The organism is Paraburkholderia sp. USG1, from assembly GCF_031570135.1.
Lineage (GTDB): Bacteria > Pseudomonadota > Gammaproteobacteria > Burkholderiales > Burkholderiaceae > Paraburkholderia > Paraburkholderia dioscoreae.
On sequence record NZ_JAMWXW010000021.1, the window covers coordinates 1 to 17818 of the forward strand.

A 17818-nucleotide genomic window follows, 5' to 3' on the forward strand; every position below is an offset into this window, starting at 1 on the left:
AGTAGGTCATCGTCAGGCTCCCCCGCAGCAGACAGAAACCCCACCCCAAAAAGGTGGGGTTTCTGCGTTTACCAACCCCTCCACACCGCCCTTACAGAACCGGATCAGCGCGAAAACCCGACACGAATCCGACACGAACAACCCGACCTGCTCCGCTACCCGCGTCCAGCAACCGCTACGGCGCAATTCACCCGCGGCATTCCGCTCTCCGCCCACTCCGCGCCGCTGCCGTACTCACGCACAGCCAGCGGCGCCCAGCATCAGATCTGCCCCATGACTTACTGCGCCGAGATATCCGCGCCGCTGCTCGCACCAGCGGGTATCCCACCATCGCTAATCTGCGCTTTGTCGACTTCTGCAAGCAATGCTTCGTCGCGTGCAATGACTTTGGGCAGATGTGTACGCAAGAACTCGACCCAGGTCCGCGTCTTCGCATCGATGAACTTGCGCGACGGATACAGCGCGTAAATATTCATCTTCTGCGCCGTATATTGCGGCAATACGCGCACTAACGTTCCATCACGCAACCCGGAAATTGCCGCGTATAGCGGCAGCATGCCAATGCCCATTCCTTCGCGAATCGCGACGATCAGCGACTCGGCGATGTTCACGTGCACAGGCCCATTCACCTCCATCGTTTCGCAGCCATTCGGCCCTTCGAGCACCCAATCGTGCGGCGGAAACGCCGGGGTGTGCAGGATCAGACACTCGTGGTGTGCCAGATCGGCCGGTTTCTGCGGCGCGCCGTGGGCGCGCACATACGCGGGCGAAGCGCACAAGATGCTGAAGGTCGTTCCGAGCGGAAGCGACACGAGATCCGAATTAGGCAAAGTGGAAGCGCCGATCACCGCGACGTCCGCGCTGCCTTCAAAGAGATCAGGCATGCGCTGCGACAACGTCAGCTCGACTGTCACCTCCGGATACAGCGCGCGATAGCGCGAGATGGCCGGCAACACGTAGTGCTGGCCGATGCTGGCAAAGCTATGCATTCGCAAAGCGCCGCTCGGGCGCTCGTGCGCACAACTGGCTTCTTCTTCCGCCGTGCTGACATCTGCAAGTATCTGCTGACATCGCTTCAGGTAGCGCTCGCCCGCAGTGGTCAGCGCAAGCCGTCGCGTGGAGCGGTTCAGCAACCGGGTCCGCAGATGAGCTTCGAGTTCCGAAACCGCGCGGGACATCGCGCCGGTCGTTGAATTGAGCGACTGCGCGGCACCGGTGAAACTCCCGGCTTCGACCACGCGCACGAACACTCGCATATTTTGTAACGTATCCATCAATCCTTCTATTTCACGGCAGAGGCCGTATTGTCCGCCTGTCTCGGATGCGCATTGTTGTTCGTTTTGGAAGGAACGTTCCGCGCCTGTCCTCTTAATGCACGCATAGCATGCTCCTACAATCGGCGCCTTGCCTGCCGGAGTGAGCAGTCTTCGCCGGTGTTTCTTTCGGCGGCCAACCCGGCTGCATTGCTTTCAGATAAAGCGCGAACATGCGATCGAACCGACGGCCGATTCCGTCCGGCAGTGGAGCTTCATGTTGCGGCCACTCAGTCGGGCTGTTCTCGACTGGGCAGATAGCGATGACCTGATCTGGCTGCATCTGTTGAAAACGGTGACCGCCGGTCTGCTGGCGCTGGGCATTGCGATGACTACTGTGTTCGTGCTGATGCAGCCGTTCAGCGGAATGGTGCTCGCCAAGAGTCTCTACCGGATTCTCGGGACTGCGGCGGGCACAGTCGCTGCACTGGTGCTGGGCGCATTGTTCGTCCAGCAGCCCGAGTTGTACATGCTCGGCTGGGTCAGCGCCTGTATTGCGGCAGCGGTCCGGTTTCGGCATTTCAGGTGGTATGGCTTCGTGCTCGCGGGTTATACCGCTGCGCTGATCGGCATCCCGAATATCACGGCGCCTCACGACCTGTTTCTGGCGGCGCTTACGCGCGCGGCGGAAGTAGCGGTCGGCATCGTGTCCTCGAGCGCGGTGAGCGCGCTGATCGTGCCACAGCGATCCAGCCTCGCACTGCGGCACGCGCTGCAGATTCGATACGCAAATTTTACAGCGTTCGCCGCCGATGTGTTGGATCGCGGCATCGAGCGTGGCCAATTTGAGCGGCGTTTTGCGGATCTCGTCGATGAGATCGTCGGTTTCGAGGCGACGCGCACTTTTGCCGCCTTCGAAGATCCGGCCATGCATTCACGCAGCGAGCATCTCGGCCGTCTGAACAGCGAGTTCATGGATGCCTGCGCGCGGCTGCACGCGCTGCATCAACTGCTCAAGCGTCTGCGCGTCAACGGTTCGGCGCCGATCGCCACGGCGATCAAACCATATTTCAGCGAACTCGCCGCGCTCATGGTCCAACAGCCCGATGCTGCAGTCGATGCATCGCGAATGGCGGCCCGCTTGCAGCACTTTCAGGCGAGTTTGCCCCGGCTCGTGCGCGAAACGAGACGGCCGCTGGAAGCCTCGCCCGCTGAATCGCTGCGGACTTCGATACGGCGGCGGAACTGCTGTACCGGTTCGTCGACGAATGGATCCGCTACTCGAGGACTTACTCATCTCTGACGCTGCGCAAGCCGGGGAGCCAGCCGCGGACCACCAGTCGCTACGTGAGCAAAACCAACAGCTTTGTCGTCGCGTCGACTTTTATCCGTGCGGCTGTGGTCATGGCGATCGCCGGCTGGTTCTGGATCACGACAGATTGGCCCAGCGGCGGCCTTGCGGTGATCGGCGCGGCGCTGGTATGCGCGCTGACGTCGACCGCGCCGAACCCTTGGAAGATGGCCGTACAGATGGGCGTCGGCGCGGTGCTGGCGACCATGACCGGTTACCTCTTCACCTGCTACGTGTATCCCAACATCGACGGCTTTCCGCTGCTGCGCATGACGCTGCGCCGGTGCTTGCGCTCGGTGCATTCGTCGCCACCCCCAAGCTTGCGGCGGGATATGGGATCGGCTTCTCGGTGTTCTTCTGCCTGCTCGCCGGACCCGACAACGTCGTAACTTACGTGCCGGATCTGCTGATCAACAATGGCATCGCGCTCACCGCGTCGCTGCTGTTGGCGGCGCTCGTCTTCGCGATTGTTTTCCCGGCCGATATGCCCTGGCTCATCGGGAAAATCCTCGGCGATCTGCGCGCGCAAGCGGTATCCGCATGCAAGGACGAGTTGCCGGGACTCAATCAACGCTTTCAGTCGAGCACGCACGATCTCACTTCGCAACTGCGTGTGCTGTGGGCGCGACGCTCCCGGCGTCGCCGTGATGCCTCGCGCTGGATGCTCGCGACACTTGAAGTGGGACACGCCGTAGTCGATCTGCGCAACGAGGCGGTGCGCGCCGATTACGCGCACGCACTCCATTCGCGATGGGACAGTACCGTCGAGCGAACCCGCGACGACCTCGCGCGGCTTTTCGAGTGCGCCGGCGCGCGTAGTCTCGAACGCGCGCTGGTATCCGTGCGCTCGGCCACCTGGATTGCGCAAGACGTGCTGCAAACGGTTCATGCCGATCGCGACAAGCGTCACGACCTGCAGCGCATTCTGAGTTGCCTGCACTTCATCCGCACTGCGTTGCTCGACAAGGACGCGCCTTTCAATGTGCGCTGACTCATGTTCGATTGACTCATGTTCGATTGACTCATGAGCGATTGACTTATCGGCGTTGCCCCCTGCGCGCCACGATCTGTCCCGTGCGCCGATCCTTCTTCAGGATGGAAAGATCACTTCCGGGCGGCCCCGTTTATCTGCGTGAGTGGTAACCATATAGTTTCATTACTGCATCGCAGTAATCGTAAGTCCTGGAGAACGAAATGAATGTGTTGAAAATCGCCTTGATCGCCTGCTGTTTGTCTGCTATCGGCGCTCAGGCACAAACGGCTCCCGCCGCCCCGCAACAGCAGTCCGCCCAAGCGGCTGCGCAACGCGACGCCAACGCGGACACGCGCGGCCGCGCCGCTGCACCGGCCGCCAAAGCTGAAGAGTGCGTCGGACCGGTGAGCTTCTGCAACATCTACTTCGGCAGTTAAGCCGCGTCACGCATCACCCTGAAGTACGTGCAAGACCTGTCGCGACAATTGACGCGCGACGAAGCACCCGGCCGCGACGCCGTCATGTCGTGACGCCGCGGCGGGGGCGACAATCCGGCCACTGAGTGAAGCACACCGCAGACGTGCGCATCAACGGGCCGGACTGGTGATTATGGAGAGACTGAGTTTCATGTACCAAGACCGGATTCGCTGCGCCGCGCTGCGCGGAAAAATCACTTCGGCTGCCGAGGCGGCACTACTGATTCAGGATGGCATGCGCGTCGGCGCCAGCGGTTTTACCCGCGCGGGCGACGCCAAGGCCGTCCCCGTTGCGCTCGCCGAGCGCGCGCGTCGGGAAGGCAAGCCGCTGCGCATTACGCTGATGACCGGCGCCTCGCTCGGTCACGACGTGGACCGCATGCTGACCGAGGCGCACGTGCTGGCTCGGCGCCTGCCGTTCCAGGTGGACAAGACGCTTCGCGATGCCATCAATCGCGGCGAAGTGATGTTCGTCGATCAGCATCTGTCTGAAACCGTCGAGATGCTGCGTGCGAACCAGCTTGGCAAACTCGACATCGCCATTATCGAAGCCGCCGCGATCACGGAGACCGGCGGCATTGTGCCGACCACCTCGGTCGGCAATTCGGCCAGCTTTGCGATTCTTGCCGACAAGGTCATTGTCGAGATCAATCTTGCACAGTCGCTCGCGCTCGAAGGGCTGCACGACATCTGGATTCCGGGCCGCAGGCCGCACCGCGAGCCGCTGCCGATCGTGCGGCCGCAGGATCGCGTCGGCACGAAGGCGATCGAGATCCCGCCCGAGAAAATCGCGGCGATCGTCATCACCGATATGCCGGACAGTTCGTCCACGGTGCTGCCGGCGGATGCCGAAACCGAATTGATCGCCGGTCATCTGATCGAGTTCTTTCAGTACGAAGTGTCGCACGGGCGCATGCCGCGAAACTTGCCGCCATTGCAGGCGGGCATCGGCACGATCGCCAATGCGGTGCTGGCCGGCTTCGTCGATTCGCCTTTCGAGGCCTTCGAAATTTATTCAGAAGTGCTGCAAGACTCGACCTTCGACCTGATGGATGCCGGCAAGGTGACGTTCGCCTCCGGTGCGTCGATCACGTTGTCGGCCGCGCGCCAGGCGCAGGTGTTCAGCGAGCTCGAACGCTACCGCGATCGTCTCGTCTTGCGTCCGCAAGAGGTCAGCAACCATCCGGAAGTAATCCGCCGGCTTGGTCTGATTGCGTTGAACACCGCGCTGGAATTCGACATTTACGGCAACGTGAATTCGACCCACGTGGGCGGTACGCACATGATGAACGGCATTGGCGGTTCGGGCGACTTCGCGCGTAACGCGTCGTGTGCGATCTTCGCGACCAAGTCGATGGCAAAGGGTGGCCGCATTTCGAGCATCGTGCCGATGGTGCCGCATTGCGATCACAACGAACACGACGTGGACGTGGTAGTGACGGAGCAGGGGCTTGCCGACTTGCGCGGCCTCGCGCCGCGCGAACGCGCCACGTTGATCATCGAAAATTGCGTGCATCCGCTGTATCGCGATCTGCTGCGCGACTACTACCGGGATGCTTTGAAGAACGGTGGGCAAACGCCGCACCAGTTGGATCAGGCATTCGCGTGGCACACGCGGTTGCGTGACACCGGCTCGATGTTGCCGGCGCAGGAAGCGGGGCTTTAAGTTCGGAAGGGTTTTGAGTCGAGCCGGCGTCAGGTGGCCTTCGCCCCTGACGCCATAAAACGTCAGATGCGGCGTTCAAGTACCTCGCCGGATGAGCCGGATAAGAAACAATAGAATAACCGCGCCGATGACCGCGGTGATGATCGAGCCGATCCAGCCGCCGCCCAGCGAAATATGCAGCACGCCGGCGAGCCAGCCGCCGATGAACGCGCCGACAATCCCGACGATGATGTCGACGATCAGGCCGAAGCCGCCGCCCTTGACGAGCACGCCTGCCAGCCAGCCAGCGATCGCGCCGATGATGAGCCATGCAATGATGCCGTGTTCCATAATCGAGACTCCCTAGTTAAGTGTGAAAAATTCACGGTGACAGAGCTTAGTCGAAGGTTATGGGACAGTCCATATTCAGGACGCGGAATTAACATTGTCTGAATCTATTGCAAACTAAGTGTAGACGATAGGCGCCAATATAGGGGACTTACGCGCTGCGCTTATTCGGGCGTGGGCTCCGCTTCTCTGGCCGTCCAGCTGACGCTGGAGACGCTCTTTTCCATGCTGATGCGGCTGGCCATCTGTTCGAGCTTCGACTGATCTTTGGGATGCATCTTCAGGGTTGCCGTTACACGAATGCGGCCTGGCTCACCTTCGACGTCCTCGCTCGTCAGGCTTTGAAACGACAGCGGTGTCGAATACATCGAATTGGAGACGGCGGTACGGATATGAATCTCGTCGGCCTCCCGGCAGACGATCGTCAACACGTATTCGCGGACCAGGTCGGCGTTCGAGACCGGCGTCGCGTTGATCATACGGCTGACTTCACGCAGCACGGTATTGGTCAGCAGCACGACCACGGTGCCCGCGAGCGCCGGTCCGTAATGACCCGCGCCGCACAGCACGCCCACCGCGGCGGAGCACCACAAGGTCGCCGCGGTGTTGATTCCCTGAATGGAACCCTTGTCGCGCATGATCACGCCGCCGCCGAGAAAGCCGACGCCGGAGACCACGTACGCGGCGATCTGCGTGATGCCGCTCGTACCGTTGCCGGTCAGCACGCCGAGCGTAACGAACAGGCACGCGCCGCTCGCGACCAGCGTGATGGTGCGCAGGCCTGCATTGCGCTGACGCATCTGCCGTTCAAGGCCGATCGCGACGCCGCAGGCGAAGGCGGCGAGAAGCCGCAAGAGGAATTCAACTGTCATCGGTCAACAAGGGTGAGGCGAGAGTTCGCGCAGTGTGAACCTTGCGCGTGACACCGGCGCGTCCGTCCCGATGGGCACGGGCGCGAACAGGCGTGAACCGGGCGCGCGAGCAAAACCTCGCGGCGCTGAAAGGCAAGGACTGTCGGCATGGCATTCAGCCATGCGGAACTCACTGCGACTTTACTGCAACAAGTGGGTATGGGTACTACGACGTGCACCGCCGCCTGAAGGCAAGACGGCGACAGAAAAAGGTTGGCGCGGAAATCTTGCCGATCAGGCGATCGGGCGAATCGAAGCTCGACGGGTACTACTGCTACTGTCCAAGATCGTGATTCCGGGTAAATGAATTGGGCGGATTTTAGGCGCCTCTGCAAAGATAAGTCAAGCCGCCATTGGGTGCGGCGACGAATGATTTGCACGTCATCTTTGAGGAAGTTTCCGTGCTGATTGAGGAACTATTCCCACACAAATACGGACTCCGAAGGTTGACGACGGCCATCCCGGAAAACACACTGTCTGTATAACCCGGGACACGCGGTTTCGCTCGTGCGTCGCGATCCGCGCAACGTCACCGCTTCCGCCGCTCATTCGAATTGAGGAATGTATGAAAGTTAAAGTTCTTGGAGTCATCGCCGGTGCATTGATCGCTGCCGCTCCCTTTGTGTCGTTCGCGTCCGGCTTGCCCGCGCCGTTTGAAGGCAGCAGCACGCTGCAGGCAGACGGCCTCGTGAAGGCGGTCGATCAGGCCAACCATTCGGTTACGGTGCTCGACGCGCAGGGCGGCGAAGCGTCGTTCAACGTTACCGACACGCGAAATCTTGCGCAGATCAAGCAGGGCGGCAAGGTTCACATCCGCATGATGCGCAACGCCGTGATCAGCGTCACGCGCAGTGCGGACGGGCAAGTCACGGCGGCTCAAACCGGGCAGTCGAACACGGTTCAGACAGTGACCGCCCGCGTCGAGGCCATTGACCATGCTTCCGGAATCATGGCGCTCAAAGGCGCGGACGGTTCGGTGTTCCATATCCAGGGCCGCGATCCGGCCAGGACCGCCGGCGTGACGCCGGGTATGCAAGTGGCGGTGGCGTTCGCGCCGCAAGTCAGCGTGGCCGTGGCGCCCACGCAGTAACGTCCCCCTTCGTCGGGTTCGCTAGTCGGGCTCGCCGGGCACGAGGCGCAAGCGCGTGATTTCGGACGGCGCGCCCAGACGCTTCGGCGGTCCCCAGTAACCGGTGCCTCGGCTCGTGTACACCCAGAGTCCGTTCAGCCGCGCAAGACCCGCGGTGAACGGCTGCTGAAACCGCACGAAGAAATTCCACGGAAAGAACTGGCCGCCGTGCGTGTGCCCAGAGAGCTGCAATGTGAAGCCTGCTGCTGCGGCGGCTTCGGCTGAACGCGGCTGATGGGCGAGCAGTACCTTGATCAGCACGTCGCCAGGCGCGCCCGCTAGCGCCGCGACTGGATCGCTGCGGTGCGCCGGGTCGTGATGGCCCGCTGAATAATCGGTCACGCCGGCGATCACGGCACGCGCGCCGTCGTGGTCCACGACCACGTGCTCGTTCAGCAGAACGTTCAGTCCCAGGCGCCGGAATTCGTCGATCCAGGCGTCGGCGCCCGCGTAATACTCGTGATTGCCCGTCACGAGAAAGGCGCCGTGGCGCGCGCTCAACCGTGACAGCGGCTGCGTATGTCTGGTCAATTGCGGCACGCTGCCGTCCACGATATCGCCGGTGACAGCGATCAGATCCGGCTTGAGGCGATTCACCGCGTCGACGATCGCATCGACATAGCGGCGTTTGATGGTCGGTCCAACGTGAATGTCGCTGATCTGCACGATCGTGAAGCCGTCGAGCGCGGCCGGCAAATCGTCGATCGGCACTTCGATCGTCACCACCTTCGCGCGACGGCGAGCGTTGAACAGGCCGACAAGCGTAGAGAGCAGCGCGAGCAACGGCACCGCCGCTGCGGAGCCGGTCCGCCAGTGCGCGATGGCAACGGTGTTCGGCCAGATCGCATCGACGGTCAGAAGCGAGGCGAGCACGAGGTCGCGCACGAAAGTCAGGACCAGCAGTGAGGAGAAGAAACCCATCACCAGCAGACCGACCCACGCGAGCCGGTCGCTGAGCGGCTGCTGTTTGATCGTGCGCGCCAGCATGCCGAGTGGAATGAGAAAGATCGACAGCACGAGCCACAACCCGCACAGCCAGCGGCCGGCGGTATCGATCGGCATGTCCGGAATCAGACGAAAGCCGACGTAAATGTGCAGCAGGATGCCAATCAGGATGATGCGAACAAGAAACGATGAGCGGCGCATAGAGAGGATCAGGGCGGGAAGGGGCCGGCACGAGCGGAAGGGCGGCGCTACTCGTGCGTTGCGGCAATGTCGGGGCGAACGAGCCGACCCATTCTACCGAGATGTGCAATCGCCTGCCGGCGGCGTCAAATTTGCCGCTGACGTGGCGAGCCGCTGCCCGTGGGAAGGCGCCTGCATGGTACTGCATTGCAGCATCCAGGCCGCCGTATCTGGCTCATCCGGCCGTCTGTTGCGCTCGAATTAAATGGGCTTTGAATTGTGTTCGGGCGTGGACTATTCTGAAATAGAACCGGCTTGCAGCAAAGCTAAGGCAAGGGTCTCAGAGAAGGCCCTGGCGGTCTGCTAGCGGTTCGTTTATCGCCTGCAGAGGCGAAGGCAGGAGGCACAGATGAAACTGCTCAGATCAGGCAACCCGTTCCGTCACGCGCACCATACGCATCATGTCGGATACGAAGGCAGTCATGTCATGCTGCCGCTCGTGGTCATATCGGTGATGGCGATCGGCCTGTACTTCGGCGTGCGCAACATCGATTTTTCCGAATTGGGCAAGACCGCGCTGTTCTACGTGGTGATGCTATGCGTCGCCTTGGGTATCGCGGGATTGTTCGGCGTCGTCGGAGCGTGGGTTCGGTCGGGCGGCGACGAGGCCGAGGAGGGCTTCTGCTTCGTTGGTGCGCTGATCGGCGCGGTGGTGTTTTACGTGGCGCTCTTCAGTTGACCGGACTCGGCAGCGGGTCGGAGGCTACGGATCAGACGATCCGCGCGGCTTCGTCGAAAGCAAAGCGCGGGCTGCGTGGAAACAGCTTCGACGGGTCGCCGTAGCCCAGATTGATCAGAAAGTTCGACTTCACGGTCGTGCCGGCGAAGAAAGCTTCGTCCACTTTGGCGGCGTCGAAACCTGACATCGCACCCGTATCCAGGCCTAGCGCGCGGGCGGCGAGAATCAGATAGCCGCCTTGCAGCGTCGAATTGCGAAATGCCGTGTCGGCAATCGTCTTGTCGTTGCCGGCAAACCAACTGCGCGCGTCCGCGTGCGGAAACAGCTTAGGCAGATGCTCGTAAAACGCCATGTCCATCCCGACGATCGCCGTGACCGGCGCTGCCATCGTCTTCTCGAGATTGCCTGCCGACAATGCCGGGCGCAGCTTCTCCTTGCCTTCCTGCGTTTTGACGAAGACGAAGCGGCCCGGGCTCGAATTGGCCGAGGTCGGGCCGAGCAGGACGAGTTCGACGAGTTGCCGCAGCACGGCGTCGTCGACGGGTTCCGGCTGCCAGCCGTTATGCGTGCGCGCTTCGCGAAAAAGCTGATCGAGCGCCTGGTCGGAGAGAATCATGTTGAGTGTCCCTTGAAGGTGGCGTGCGAGGAATGAATATGACTGCTGCGGATGAAACCGCAACGTGCCTGCGTGAACGCTGTCGTCGTTGCCGCCATAATAACCAGGGTTCTCATCCTCATCCCGTTACGCTTTGAACGCGCGCTCATACTCAGGCAATCTCATGACGGATTTCTTCGCGGATTTTTCCGATGCTCCGCCGGCGCCCGACGTCGACTGGTATCCCGATTGGCTGCCGCCCGCAACGGCGGTGCGGGCGTTGACGCAACTCATCGACGAAGTCGAATGGCGTCAGGACATGATGGGCACGCCCGCAGGCCGCGTGCCGTTGCCGCGGCTGACCGCCTGGCAAGGCGAGCCCGACGCGGTTTATGTCTACTCGGGCATTCGCAACGTGCCGCAACCGTGGACGCCGACGGTTGCCGAACTGAAGTCGGCCGCAGAGTCGGTTTGCGACGCGCATTTCAATAGCGTGCTGATCAACCGCTATCGCAGCGGCGCCGACAGCATGGGCTGGCACGCGGACCGCGAGCCCGAACTCGGCGCTCAGCCTGTGATCGCGTCGGTGAGCCTGGGCGTCGCGCGCACGTTCGATTTGCGGCACAACAGGAGCGGTGTCGTGCAGTCTTTTTCGCTCAAGGGCGGCAGCTTGCTGGTAATGAAAGGCAACACGCAGGCGGACTGGCGGCATAGGGTGCCGAAGGAGCCGCGCGTAGCGGGGGAGCGGATCAATCTGACGTTTCGCTGGGTGACGCCGCGCGCGGGTCCTCGCTGATGCCGGGGGCCGCTCGCGGCTGGCGCGGTTCGTATCTCCGACGGGTCGCTGCAGGTGCTTGCCCGTGTTGTCCTGGCCTTGAATCGGGCAGCTTCGCTTAGTCGGCGTCCAGACGTCGTCTTGCAGTGGCGGCGAGTCGATCGAACGGGAAGGTGCTGGCGGCGAGCGCCGTGGTATTCGGAAAATATTCGCGCGCAATGTCGGTCAAGATCTGGCCCGGCGGCGCTTCGATCAGCACGCGCGCGCCCATTTCCTGCATGACCGTGAGCGCGTCGAACCAGCGCACGGTGTAGCGCATATTGGTTGCGAGATCGTCGCGGATCGCGTCCGCCGTGTACAAAGGGCGGCCGCCGCGGTTGCCGACATACGTGCTGTGCGGCGCGTGAAACGGTATTTCCTGTGCGTAGGCCAGCAAGCCGTCCGCGGCCTGCGCGAGCAATTCGCAATGCGACGGTACGCTCACCGCGAGGCGCGTGGCCTTGCGTGCGCCTGCGGCCAGCGCGCGTGCGATGAAGGCGTCGAGCGCGTCGTTTGCGCCCGCCACGACAATCTGGCGCGGTGCGTTCACGTTGCCGATATAGACTTGCTGCCGGTCTTCATCCGCATGCCGCGCGGCGAGCGTTTCCACCTGATACTCGGTCAATCCCGAGATTGCCGCGAGACCGTAGCCGGATGGGTACGCGGTCTCCATCAGTTCGGCGCGGCGGCGAACCATCTTCAACGCGTCTGCGAAATGAATCGCGCCGCAACTGACTGCCGCCGCGTATGCGCCGACCGATAAACCCGCGCTGATCTGCTGCACGAGCTGTTCGCCAGCCAGTGCGCGCGTGATCGCCACGCCCGCGACCGTCAGGCCGATCTGCACGGAGACGGTCGAGCGCAAAGCGTCCGGCGTGTCCAGCGTGCGCACATCGACGCCGAGTACCTGCGAAGCTTCCTCGAGCGTGTCGCGCACTGCATCGTGCTGCGGCAGACGATGCAGGAACCCATCGGTCTGCGCGCCTTGTCCGGGGAAAAGCAGGGCGAGCATCAGGCGTTGTCGCCGTGCGCCGCGGTAGCCCACGGATCGGGAATCAGGCACGGACCGCTTGCGTGGCGCGCCATCACGCGTGGTTTGCCCGCTGCCCATTCGGCCAGGGCCACGCCGCCCGCGGGTGTGTCGAGTTGCGCGTCCACGCGAACGCCGGCGCGTTGCGCCAGCGCTTGCAGATAGTCCTGCAATTGAATCGCGAGGTTTCGCGCGAGCGGTTTTTCATAGGCTCGAATGAGCAGGTCGAGATCGCTCGATGCCGTCACCGTCGGTGTCTGTGTCGCCAGTTCAAAACCGGCGCTGCCGGTCGGTCCCCAGACGAATGCGCCCAACGGGCCGGCCACATCGTCCTGCAACGCGGCGAGTGCGGCGAAAGCGGGCAATGCGGTGCGCGCGGCGAGTGGAGCGCGTGACGCGAGCGTTTCCGGCGACACCGCAGTCACCACATCCGCCGACAACGCCCACGTAGCGTAGCGTTGCGACCGCCCGGCACCGCGCACACCGATCGCAACGAACCCGTCTGCCGCCAGCGCGCGTCTGACCACCGCATACGGTGCGCGCCCGAAAGCGTCGCGCACCCATGCCGGTTCAGCATCGAATGGCTGCAGACGTTGCAGGCGCAGCAAGTCGTGCGGCCGCCATCGCGCGTCGCACGACAACGCGTGGTCGATGGCAAACGGCGGCGCGGCGCACGCCTGCATTACACGGCATCCCATTGTTCGGCGAGACGCCGGTGCACTTCGATCGACGCCGCGCGATTCTTCTGCGCCTCAGCCGATTCCAGCCGATGCGCGAGGTTGCGGCGGCCGTCGTCGCGCACGCTGCGAATCTGTGCGGTCAACACCTGGCGCACGCGCTCGATCTGCGCGGCGTCCGGCGCGTCGGCATCGACGCCGTCGATCAACTGGTCGAGCAGTCCAAGCCTGGCGAACGACGCCATTGAGTACGACATCGGCACGATGGTTTCGCCGAGCGCGTCGAGTGCTTCGACCGTGCGGCGCGTGACGCGCGCGGCGGCTTCCTTGCCCATCGCGTGAACCATCGTACCGGGCGCGTCGAGCGCGACGATGCGGTTGGCCTGATAGCCGTGCGCGAGGAAAGCGCCCGACATCGCCGGCCCGACGATCAGCGCGATCACCGGATGACCCGCGTCGCGCGCGCTCGCGTAGGCGTCGACGGCGGCCGCGCACGCGAGGTGAATGCCGAGCATCTCCTCGCGATAGCCGTACGCCTGGCTTTTCACATCGACGATCGCCACGATCGGGCGGCGCGTGCCACTCGCTTCGTCTCGTGCCATCGCGTCGCGCACGGCGCGCGCGAGCCGCCAACCCTGTTCGAGGCCGACGACGTTATCGGTCGCGCGCGGAAAGCGGTTGGAAGGATCGGGCACGACCGCGAAGAAGTGGGCCGTTTCGCCGCCGAGTGGCGCGTCGGCGCTCCACACGGGAGCGTGGCTGACCGATTCGCCGGCAAGCGCCCGGAACCAGCGCGCACCGCGGCTGGGTTGTACGTCGCTCATACCTGCTCCTTGCGCAATGTGTTCCGCGCGTTCTGCACGTGACGGTTGAATACGTCACGCATGGTTTCCGGCGTGACGGTGGCGGGATCGATCTGCGCGAGCCGGTTCAGGAAAATGTCGACCTGTTCGCTGCGATGCGCGGCCGGCACACCCTGCGCGAACGCGGCATGCACGGCGGCGCGCACCGCGTCGGCGTCGTCGTCGACCAGTTGATCGGCGAGCGCGGTCGCCGTGCGCTGTTCGCCGCCGATCAGTTGCCACACGCGGCGGCGATCGCTGGCGTCGAGTTCCTCGATGCCGGCCTCCTGTTCGATCACCTCGGGGCCGTTCATGCCGAGCCGCCCCTGCTTCGTGACGACCAGGTACGAGCACAACGCCGCGGCCAGCGACATGCCGCCGAAGCACCCGACCATGCCCGCGATCACGCCGACCACCGGCACATGCCGGCGCAACGCGACGATGGCCGCCTGAATCTCCGCGATCACCGCGAGGCCGAGGTTGGCTTCCTGCAACCGCACGCCGCCCGTTTCGAACAGCACGACCGGCCGCACGATCTTGCCGCGTTCGCAGTCGCGCAACGCCAGTTCGAGCGCGGCGGCGATCTTGCTGCCCGACACTTCGCCGATGCTGCCGCCCTGGAACGCGGATTCGATCGCGGCGACCACGGCGGGCTCGCCGCCGATGGTGCCGCGCGCGATCACGCAGCCGTCATCCGCCTGGCAGACGACGCCTTGCAACGGCAGCCACGGCGATTCGATCCGGTCGAACGGGCCGAGCAGTTCGCGGAAGGTGCCCGCATCCAGCAGCGAGCGGGCGCGTTCGCGCGCCGGCAGTTCGATGAAACTTTCGCGCAGCAGCGGCGCGGGATGGGTGCTCGCAACCGTATTCATGCGTCGTCTCCCTGTTCGGCGGCTTCGACGGCTTCCGCGAGCCGCAACGCGACCACACCGGGCGTTGCGCCGAAGTCGTTGATTTCGATTTGCGCGGCGCCGTCGTAGCGGGTGAAAAAGCGGTCGAGCACGCTTTTCCAGATGTGGCTGTAGCCGTCGACGCTGGTGCGTACGACCACATGCGCCGCCAGCGCGCCAGCCTGGCCGGCGGGCGAGAGCAGCACTTCCAGATCGCCCGAGCCCACCACGCCGACATGCGCGCGGGTCGTGACGGCGCGTTGCGCCGGATAGTCGAAGGTCAGATGTTCCATGTGTCCGGGCTCCCGTTGGCGTCGTGATGGGCCAGCATGTCGAGAAAGAGGGTGGCGGCGAGCAGATCGGCTGCGCCGCCGGGCGATGCGTTGAGCGTCAGCAGGTTGTGTTCAAGTGCGGCGAGCGCTTCGAGGCCCGCCGGCGTCGAACTGCCGCCCGCGTCCAGCACGCGTTGCGCGCCGTGTTGTCCGGCATGCAAACCGGGCAACCCCGCGCGATGCAGCAGGCAGGTGTCGTCCAGCTTTGCCATGATCGAGAGCAGCGTGTCGACGCGCGCGGCGTTTTCGTCGATGCCTCGCTCGCGCGCCGCGAGCAACGCGGGCAGGCCGACCTCGATGACGTGCGGGAAGCCGTCTTGCGCTTCGCGGCGCGCGCCGCCGACGTGATAGCGCTGACGCGCGCGTTCGCCGTGACTGTCGGCGGGCGCGGCGAAGCGGTCCGGAAAGCAGGCGATCTGCGCGGCACCCGTGCAGATCCGCGACGCATTCGGACGCACGGCCCCGGCGGGCAACGACGCGCCCGCGACCAGCAGCCCGACGATCCAGATCGCGCCGCGATGCGCGTTGGTGCCACCCGTGGCATGCAGCATGTCGAGTTCCCCCGCGCGGCCGATCTGTGCGAGCTCGGTGCGCAACAACGCGGACGGTTCGCCGCGGCGGCGCGCCGCGCGCGCGAGTGTCGCGAAGGTCGGTTCGAGCGCGTGCGCGGAGCGCAGCATGGTGTCGAGATCGAGGTCGCGATGGGCGCCGCTGCCGCGCCGGTCGACCAGCGCAGGTTTGGGGGTCAGTTGGGCCTCGTCGATCAGCGCGGTGATGGCGTAGCGGGCCAACTGTGTGTCGGAAAGGGTGGGCGCGAGGCGGGCGGCGCGAGCGGCCTCGTGCGAAATGTCGGCGCCATTGGCGCATTCCGCGACCCCGGCAGCTTCGCCAACCTCGGCGACGCCGGCCAGCCCGACGGTTCCGCCAAACTCGAAGGGCGAATCAACTGCCGGCGCGCGTGCAGCGTTAGCGCGCGGCGCCGGCGCTTCGTCTCGCGCACTCAAAACAGCGGGCGCCATGCTCACCAGCTCCTGAAGCGCGCCGGCGGCTCATACAGGCCACCCGACCACGTCACCAGATCGTCGATGCTGCGCGCCGCCAGCAGCGAGCGCTTGGCCTCGCCGCGACGAATGCCCAGATCCTCCGGATACGCGACGATGCCGCGCCGGCGCAACTCCGAGGTCTTCTCCGGTTTGGCGCGCAGTCCGATCGGCGTTACGCCGGCCACGGCGGCGATCGCCGCGCGCCGCTCGTCGATGCCTTCGGCCTTGTGCAGATGCGCGATGCCTTCCTCGGTGACGACGTGGCTGACGTCGTCGCCATAGATCATCACGGGTGCGATCGGCATGCCGCTTTTCGCGCCGACCGCGACGGCGTCGAGTTCATCGACAAAGGTCGGCTCGCCGCCTTTCTTGTAGGTCTCGGCCATCTGCACGACGAGTTTGTGGCCGCGCGACACCGGGCCCTCGTCGCGCAGCAGCTTGAGCCACGCTTCGCTCGAATGACGCCGGCCGCGCGGATCGTGGCCCATGTTCGGCGCGCCGCCGAACCCGGCCAGACGCCCGCGCGTGACGGTCGACGAATTCGCGTCCGCATCGATCTGCAGGGTAGAGCCGATGAACAGATCGACGCCGTATTGCCCGGCCAGCTGGCACAGCACGCGGTTCGAGCGCAGGCTGCCGTCGTTGCCGGTGAAGAACACGTCGGGACGCGCCTCGATATACGCCTCCATGCCGACCTCGCTGCCGAAGCAATGAATGCTGTCGACCCAGCCCGATTCGATCGCGGGAATCATGGTGGGGTGCGGATTGAGCGTCCAGTTGCGGCAGATCTTGCCCTTCAGGCCGAGCGATTCGCCGTAGGTGGGCAGCAGCAGTTCGATCGCGGCCGTATCGAAACCGATGCCGTGATTCAGCGACGTTACGCCGTACGGTTCGTAGATGCCGCGAATCACCATCATCGCCGTGAGCACCTGCAGGTCGCCGATATGGCGCGGATCGCGCGTGAACAGCGGCTCGACGGCGAACGGCCGGTCCGCCTGCACGACCACGTCGACCCATGAACCCGGAATGTCGACGCGCGGCAGTTCGTCGACGATCTCGTTGACCTGCACGATCACGATGCCATGACGGAACGCGGCAGCCTCGGCGATGGTGGGCGTGTCTTCGGTATTCGCGCCGGTGTACAGATTGCCGTGACGGTCGGCCTTTTCCGCGCACAGCAGCGCGACGTGCGGCGTGAGATCCACGAACATGCGCGCGTACAACTCGACGTAGGTATAGATCGCGCCGATTTCCAGCTGGCCGTCTTCGAGCAGTTGCGCGACCCGCAGACTCTGCGGGCCGGCAAACGAGAAATCGACCTTGTGCGCGATGCCGCGCTCGAATAGCGTCAGGTGCTCGGGACGGCCAATGCTCGAAATCAGCAGATGCACGTCGTGAATCTTTTGCGGATCGACCCTGGCGAACGAGCGGGACAGGAAGTCGGCCTGCTTCTGGTTGTCGCCTTCGAGCGCGACGCGATCGCCCGGTCGAATCAGCGTTTCGAGCGCATCGACGATGCGGCCCGGCGGCAGCACGCCGTCTTCGAGCCAGGGGGCGATGGCCGCGAGGCGACGGTTCTTTTCGTCGCGGCGCGTGGTCCACGAACGCGCGGGGGGGGCGGTTTCAGCGGGTCGGTTCATCGGCT

General features: G+C 64.1%; 17 protein-coding genes and 1 pseudogene. 6 read left to right on the plus strand and 12 right to left on the minus strand.

The features are described from left to right. Positions 1 to 278 precede the first annotated feature (278 nt). Positions 279 to 1274, minus strand: coding sequence for a LysR family transcriptional regulator (locus NE850_RS25270; RefSeq protein ID WP_165188141.1), 996 nt, complete (start codon positions 1272 to 1274; stop codon positions 279 to 281). A gap of 199 nt (positions 1275 to 1473) precedes the next feature. On the opposite strand from NE850_RS25270, the pseudogene NE850_RS25275 reads away from it, so the two are divergent. The 3 genes and pseudogenes from NE850_RS25275 to NE850_RS25285 all read left to right on the plus strand — a co-directional run bounded on the left by NE850_RS25275 (position 1474) and on the right by NE850_RS25285 (position 5719). Continuing rightward, positions 1474 to 3595, plus strand: a pseudogene (locus NE850_RS25275) (FUSC family protein). A 203-nt stretch (positions 3596 to 3798) separates the two neighbouring features. Beyond that, entirely contained in the window at positions 3799 to 4014 is a 216-nt protein-coding gene (locus tag NE850_RS25280; RefSeq protein ID WP_007176842.1) for a hypothetical protein, read from the plus strand. A 190-nt stretch (positions 4015 to 4204) separates the two neighbouring features. Next, complete coding sequence (locus NE850_RS25285) at positions 4205 to 5719, plus strand: acetyl-CoA hydrolase/transferase family protein (RefSeq protein ID WP_310699553.1); 1515 nt, start codon at positions 4205 to 4207, stop codon at positions 5717 to 5719. Positions 5720 to 5794: 75 nt separating this feature from the next. On the opposite strand, the gene NE850_RS25290 is transcribed toward NE850_RS25285, so the two are convergent. Together NE850_RS25290 and NE850_RS25295 are read right to left on the minus strand one after the other, a co-directional pair. Continuing rightward, positions 5795 to 6049, minus strand: a complete 255-nt coding sequence (locus NE850_RS25290; protein WP_007176844.1) for a GlsB/YeaQ/YmgE family stress response membrane protein — start codon at positions 6047 to 6049, stop codon at positions 5795 to 5797. Between the two features lie 161 nt (positions 6050 to 6210). After that, entirely contained in the window at positions 6211 to 6918 is a 708-nt protein-coding gene (locus tag NE850_RS25295; RefSeq protein ID WP_007176845.1) for an MgtC/SapB family protein, read from the minus strand. A gap of 604 nt (positions 6919 to 7522) precedes the next feature. Here NE850_RS25295 and NE850_RS25300 point away from each other — a divergent pair. Continuing rightward, a complete protein-coding gene (locus tag NE850_RS25300) occupies positions 7523 to 8047 on the plus strand; it encodes a hypothetical protein (RefSeq protein ID WP_165188143.1) in 525 nt (174 codons plus the stop codon). Between the two features lie 21 nt (positions 8048 to 8068). On the opposite strand, the gene NE850_RS25305 is transcribed toward NE850_RS25300, so the two are convergent. Then, on the minus strand, positions 8069 to 9232 hold the full coding sequence (locus NE850_RS25305) for a metallophosphoesterase (RefSeq protein ID WP_007176847.1): 1164 nt from the start codon (positions 9230 to 9232) through the stop codon (positions 8069 to 8071). Positions 9233 to 9620: 388 nt separating this feature from the next. Between NE850_RS25305 and NE850_RS25310 the strand changes: the two genes are divergently transcribed. Next, positions 9621 to 9950 carry a hypothetical protein gene (locus tag NE850_RS25310; RefSeq protein ID WP_007176848.1) on the plus strand — a complete coding sequence of 110 codons (330 nt, stop codon included), beginning with the start codon at positions 9621 to 9623 and terminating at the stop codon, positions 9948 to 9950. A gap of 31 nt (positions 9951 to 9981) precedes the next feature. On the opposite strand, the gene NE850_RS25315 is transcribed toward NE850_RS25310, so the two are convergent. Beyond that, positions 9982 to 10566: a malonic semialdehyde reductase gene (locus tag NE850_RS25315; RefSeq protein WP_007176849.1), complete on the minus strand. Its 585-nt coding sequence runs from the start codon at positions 10564 to 10566 to the stop codon at positions 9982 to 9984. Positions 10567 to 10729: 163 nt separating this feature from the next. On the opposite strand from NE850_RS25315, the gene NE850_RS25320 reads away from it, so the two are divergent. Beyond that, positions 10730 to 11341: an alpha-ketoglutarate-dependent dioxygenase AlkB gene (locus tag NE850_RS25320; protein ID WP_007176850.1), complete on the plus strand. Its 612-nt coding sequence runs from the start codon at positions 10730 to 10732 to the stop codon at positions 11339 to 11341. Positions 11342 to 11438: 97 nt separating this feature from the next. Here the strand turns inward: NE850_RS25320 and mdcH are convergent, their stop codons facing one another. Genes mdcH through mdcA form a run of 7 tightly spaced genes read right to left on the minus strand, consistent with a single transcriptional unit; the run spans position 11439 to position 17813 of the window. Further along, a complete protein-coding gene (gene mdcH, locus NE850_RS25325; RefSeq protein WP_310699556.1) occupies positions 11439 to 12371 on the minus strand; it encodes a malonate decarboxylase subunit epsilon in 933 nt (310 codons plus the stop codon). Continuing rightward, on the minus strand, positions 12371 to 13072 hold the full coding sequence (locus NE850_RS25330; RefSeq protein WP_007176852.1) for a malonate decarboxylase holo-ACP synthase: 702 nt from the start codon (positions 13070 to 13072) through the stop codon (positions 12371 to 12373). Before NE850_RS25330 ends, mdcH begins: the two co-directional genes overlap by 1 nt. After that, entirely contained in the window at positions 13072 to 13890 is an 819-nt protein-coding gene (mdcE, locus tag NE850_RS25335; RefSeq protein ID WP_007176853.1) for a biotin-independent malonate decarboxylase subunit gamma, read from the minus strand. Before mdcE ends, NE850_RS25330 begins: the two co-directional genes overlap by 1 nt. After that, positions 13887 to 14780, minus strand: coding sequence for a biotin-independent malonate decarboxylase subunit beta (locus NE850_RS25340; RefSeq protein WP_310699558.1), 894 nt, complete (start codon positions 14778 to 14780; stop codon positions 13887 to 13889). Before NE850_RS25340 ends, mdcE begins: the two co-directional genes overlap by 4 nt. Further along, positions 14777 to 15091: a malonate decarboxylase subunit delta gene (locus tag NE850_RS25345; RefSeq protein WP_165188151.1), complete on the minus strand. Its 315-nt coding sequence runs from the start codon at positions 15089 to 15091 to the stop codon at positions 14777 to 14779. Before NE850_RS25345 ends, NE850_RS25340 begins: the two co-directional genes overlap by 4 nt. After that, a complete protein-coding gene (locus NE850_RS25350; protein ID WP_007176856.1) occupies positions 15079 to 16149 on the minus strand; it encodes a triphosphoribosyl-dephospho-CoA synthase in 1071 nt (356 codons plus the stop codon). Before NE850_RS25350 ends, NE850_RS25345 begins: the two co-directional genes overlap by 13 nt. A 2-nt stretch (positions 16150 to 16151) precedes the next feature. Further along, positions 16152 to 17813 (minus strand): malonate decarboxylase subunit alpha, encoded by a 1662-nt coding sequence (mdcA, locus tag NE850_RS25355; RefSeq protein WP_007176857.1) that lies wholly within the window; start codon positions 17811 to 17813, stop codon positions 16152 to 16154. Positions 17814 to 17818: the final 5 nt, after the last annotated feature.

Excerpts from the sequence above, each read along its gene's own strand:
- NE850_RS25270 (WP_165188141.1), bottom strand. The coding sequence starts at position 1,274 with ATGGATACGTTACAAAATATGCGAGTGTTCGTGCGCGTGGTCGAAGCC.
- NE850_RS25280 (WP_007176842.1), top strand. The coding sequence starts at position 3,799 with ATGAATGTGTTGAAAATCGCCTTGATCGCCTGCTGTTTGTCTGCTATC.
- NE850_RS25285 (WP_310699553.1), top strand. The coding sequence starts at position 4,205 with ATGTACCAAGACCGGATTCGCTGCGCCGCGCTGCGCGGAAAAATCACT.
- NE850_RS25290 (WP_007176844.1), bottom strand. The coding sequence starts at position 6,049 with ATGGAACACGGCATCATTGCATGGCTCATCATCGGCGCGATCGCTGGC.
- NE850_RS25295 (WP_007176845.1), bottom strand. The coding sequence starts at position 6,918 with ATGACAGTTGAATTCCTCTTGCGGCTTCTCGCCGCCTTCGCCTGCGGC.
- NE850_RS25300 (WP_165188143.1), top strand. The coding sequence starts at position 7,523 with ATGAAAGTTAAAGTTCTTGGAGTCATCGCCGGTGCATTGATCGCTGCC.
- NE850_RS25305 (WP_007176847.1), bottom strand. The coding sequence starts at position 9,232 with ATGCGCCGCTCATCGTTTCTTGTTCGCATCATCCTGATTGGCATCCTG.
- NE850_RS25310 (WP_007176848.1), top strand. The coding sequence starts at position 9,621 with ATGAAACTGCTCAGATCAGGCAACCCGTTCCGTCACGCGCACCATACG.
- NE850_RS25315 (WP_007176849.1), bottom strand. The coding sequence starts at position 10,566 with ATGATTCTCTCCGACCAGGCGCTCGATCAGCTTTTTCGCGAAGCGCGC.
- NE850_RS25320 (WP_007176850.1), top strand. The coding sequence starts at position 10,730 with ATGACGGATTTCTTCGCGGATTTTTCCGATGCTCCGCCGGCGCCCGAC.
- mdcH (WP_310699556.1), bottom strand. The coding sequence starts at position 12,371 with ATGCTCGCCCTGCTTTTCCCCGGACAAGGCGCGCAGACCGATGGGTTC.
- NE850_RS25330 (WP_007176852.1), bottom strand. The coding sequence starts at position 13,072 with ATGCAGGCGTGCGCCGCGCCGCCGTTTGCCATCGACCACGCGTTGTCG.
- mdcE (WP_007176853.1), bottom strand. The coding sequence starts at position 13,890 with ATGAGCGACGTACAACCCAGCCGCGGTGCGCGCTGGTTCCGGGCGCTT.
- NE850_RS25340 (WP_310699558.1), bottom strand. The coding sequence starts at position 14,780 with ATGAATACGGTTGCGAGCACCCATCCCGCGCCGCTGCTGCGCGAAAGT.
- NE850_RS25345 (WP_165188151.1), bottom strand. The coding sequence starts at position 15,091 with ATGGAACATCTGACCTTCGACTATCCGGCGCAACGCGCCGTCACGACC.
- NE850_RS25350 (WP_007176856.1), bottom strand. The coding sequence starts at position 16,149 with ATGGCGCCCGCTGTTTTGAGTGCGCGAGACGAAGCGCCGGCGCCGCGC.
- mdcA (WP_007176857.1), bottom strand. The coding sequence starts at position 17,813 with ATGAACCGACCCGCTGAAACCGCCCCCCCCGCGCGTTCGTGGACCACG.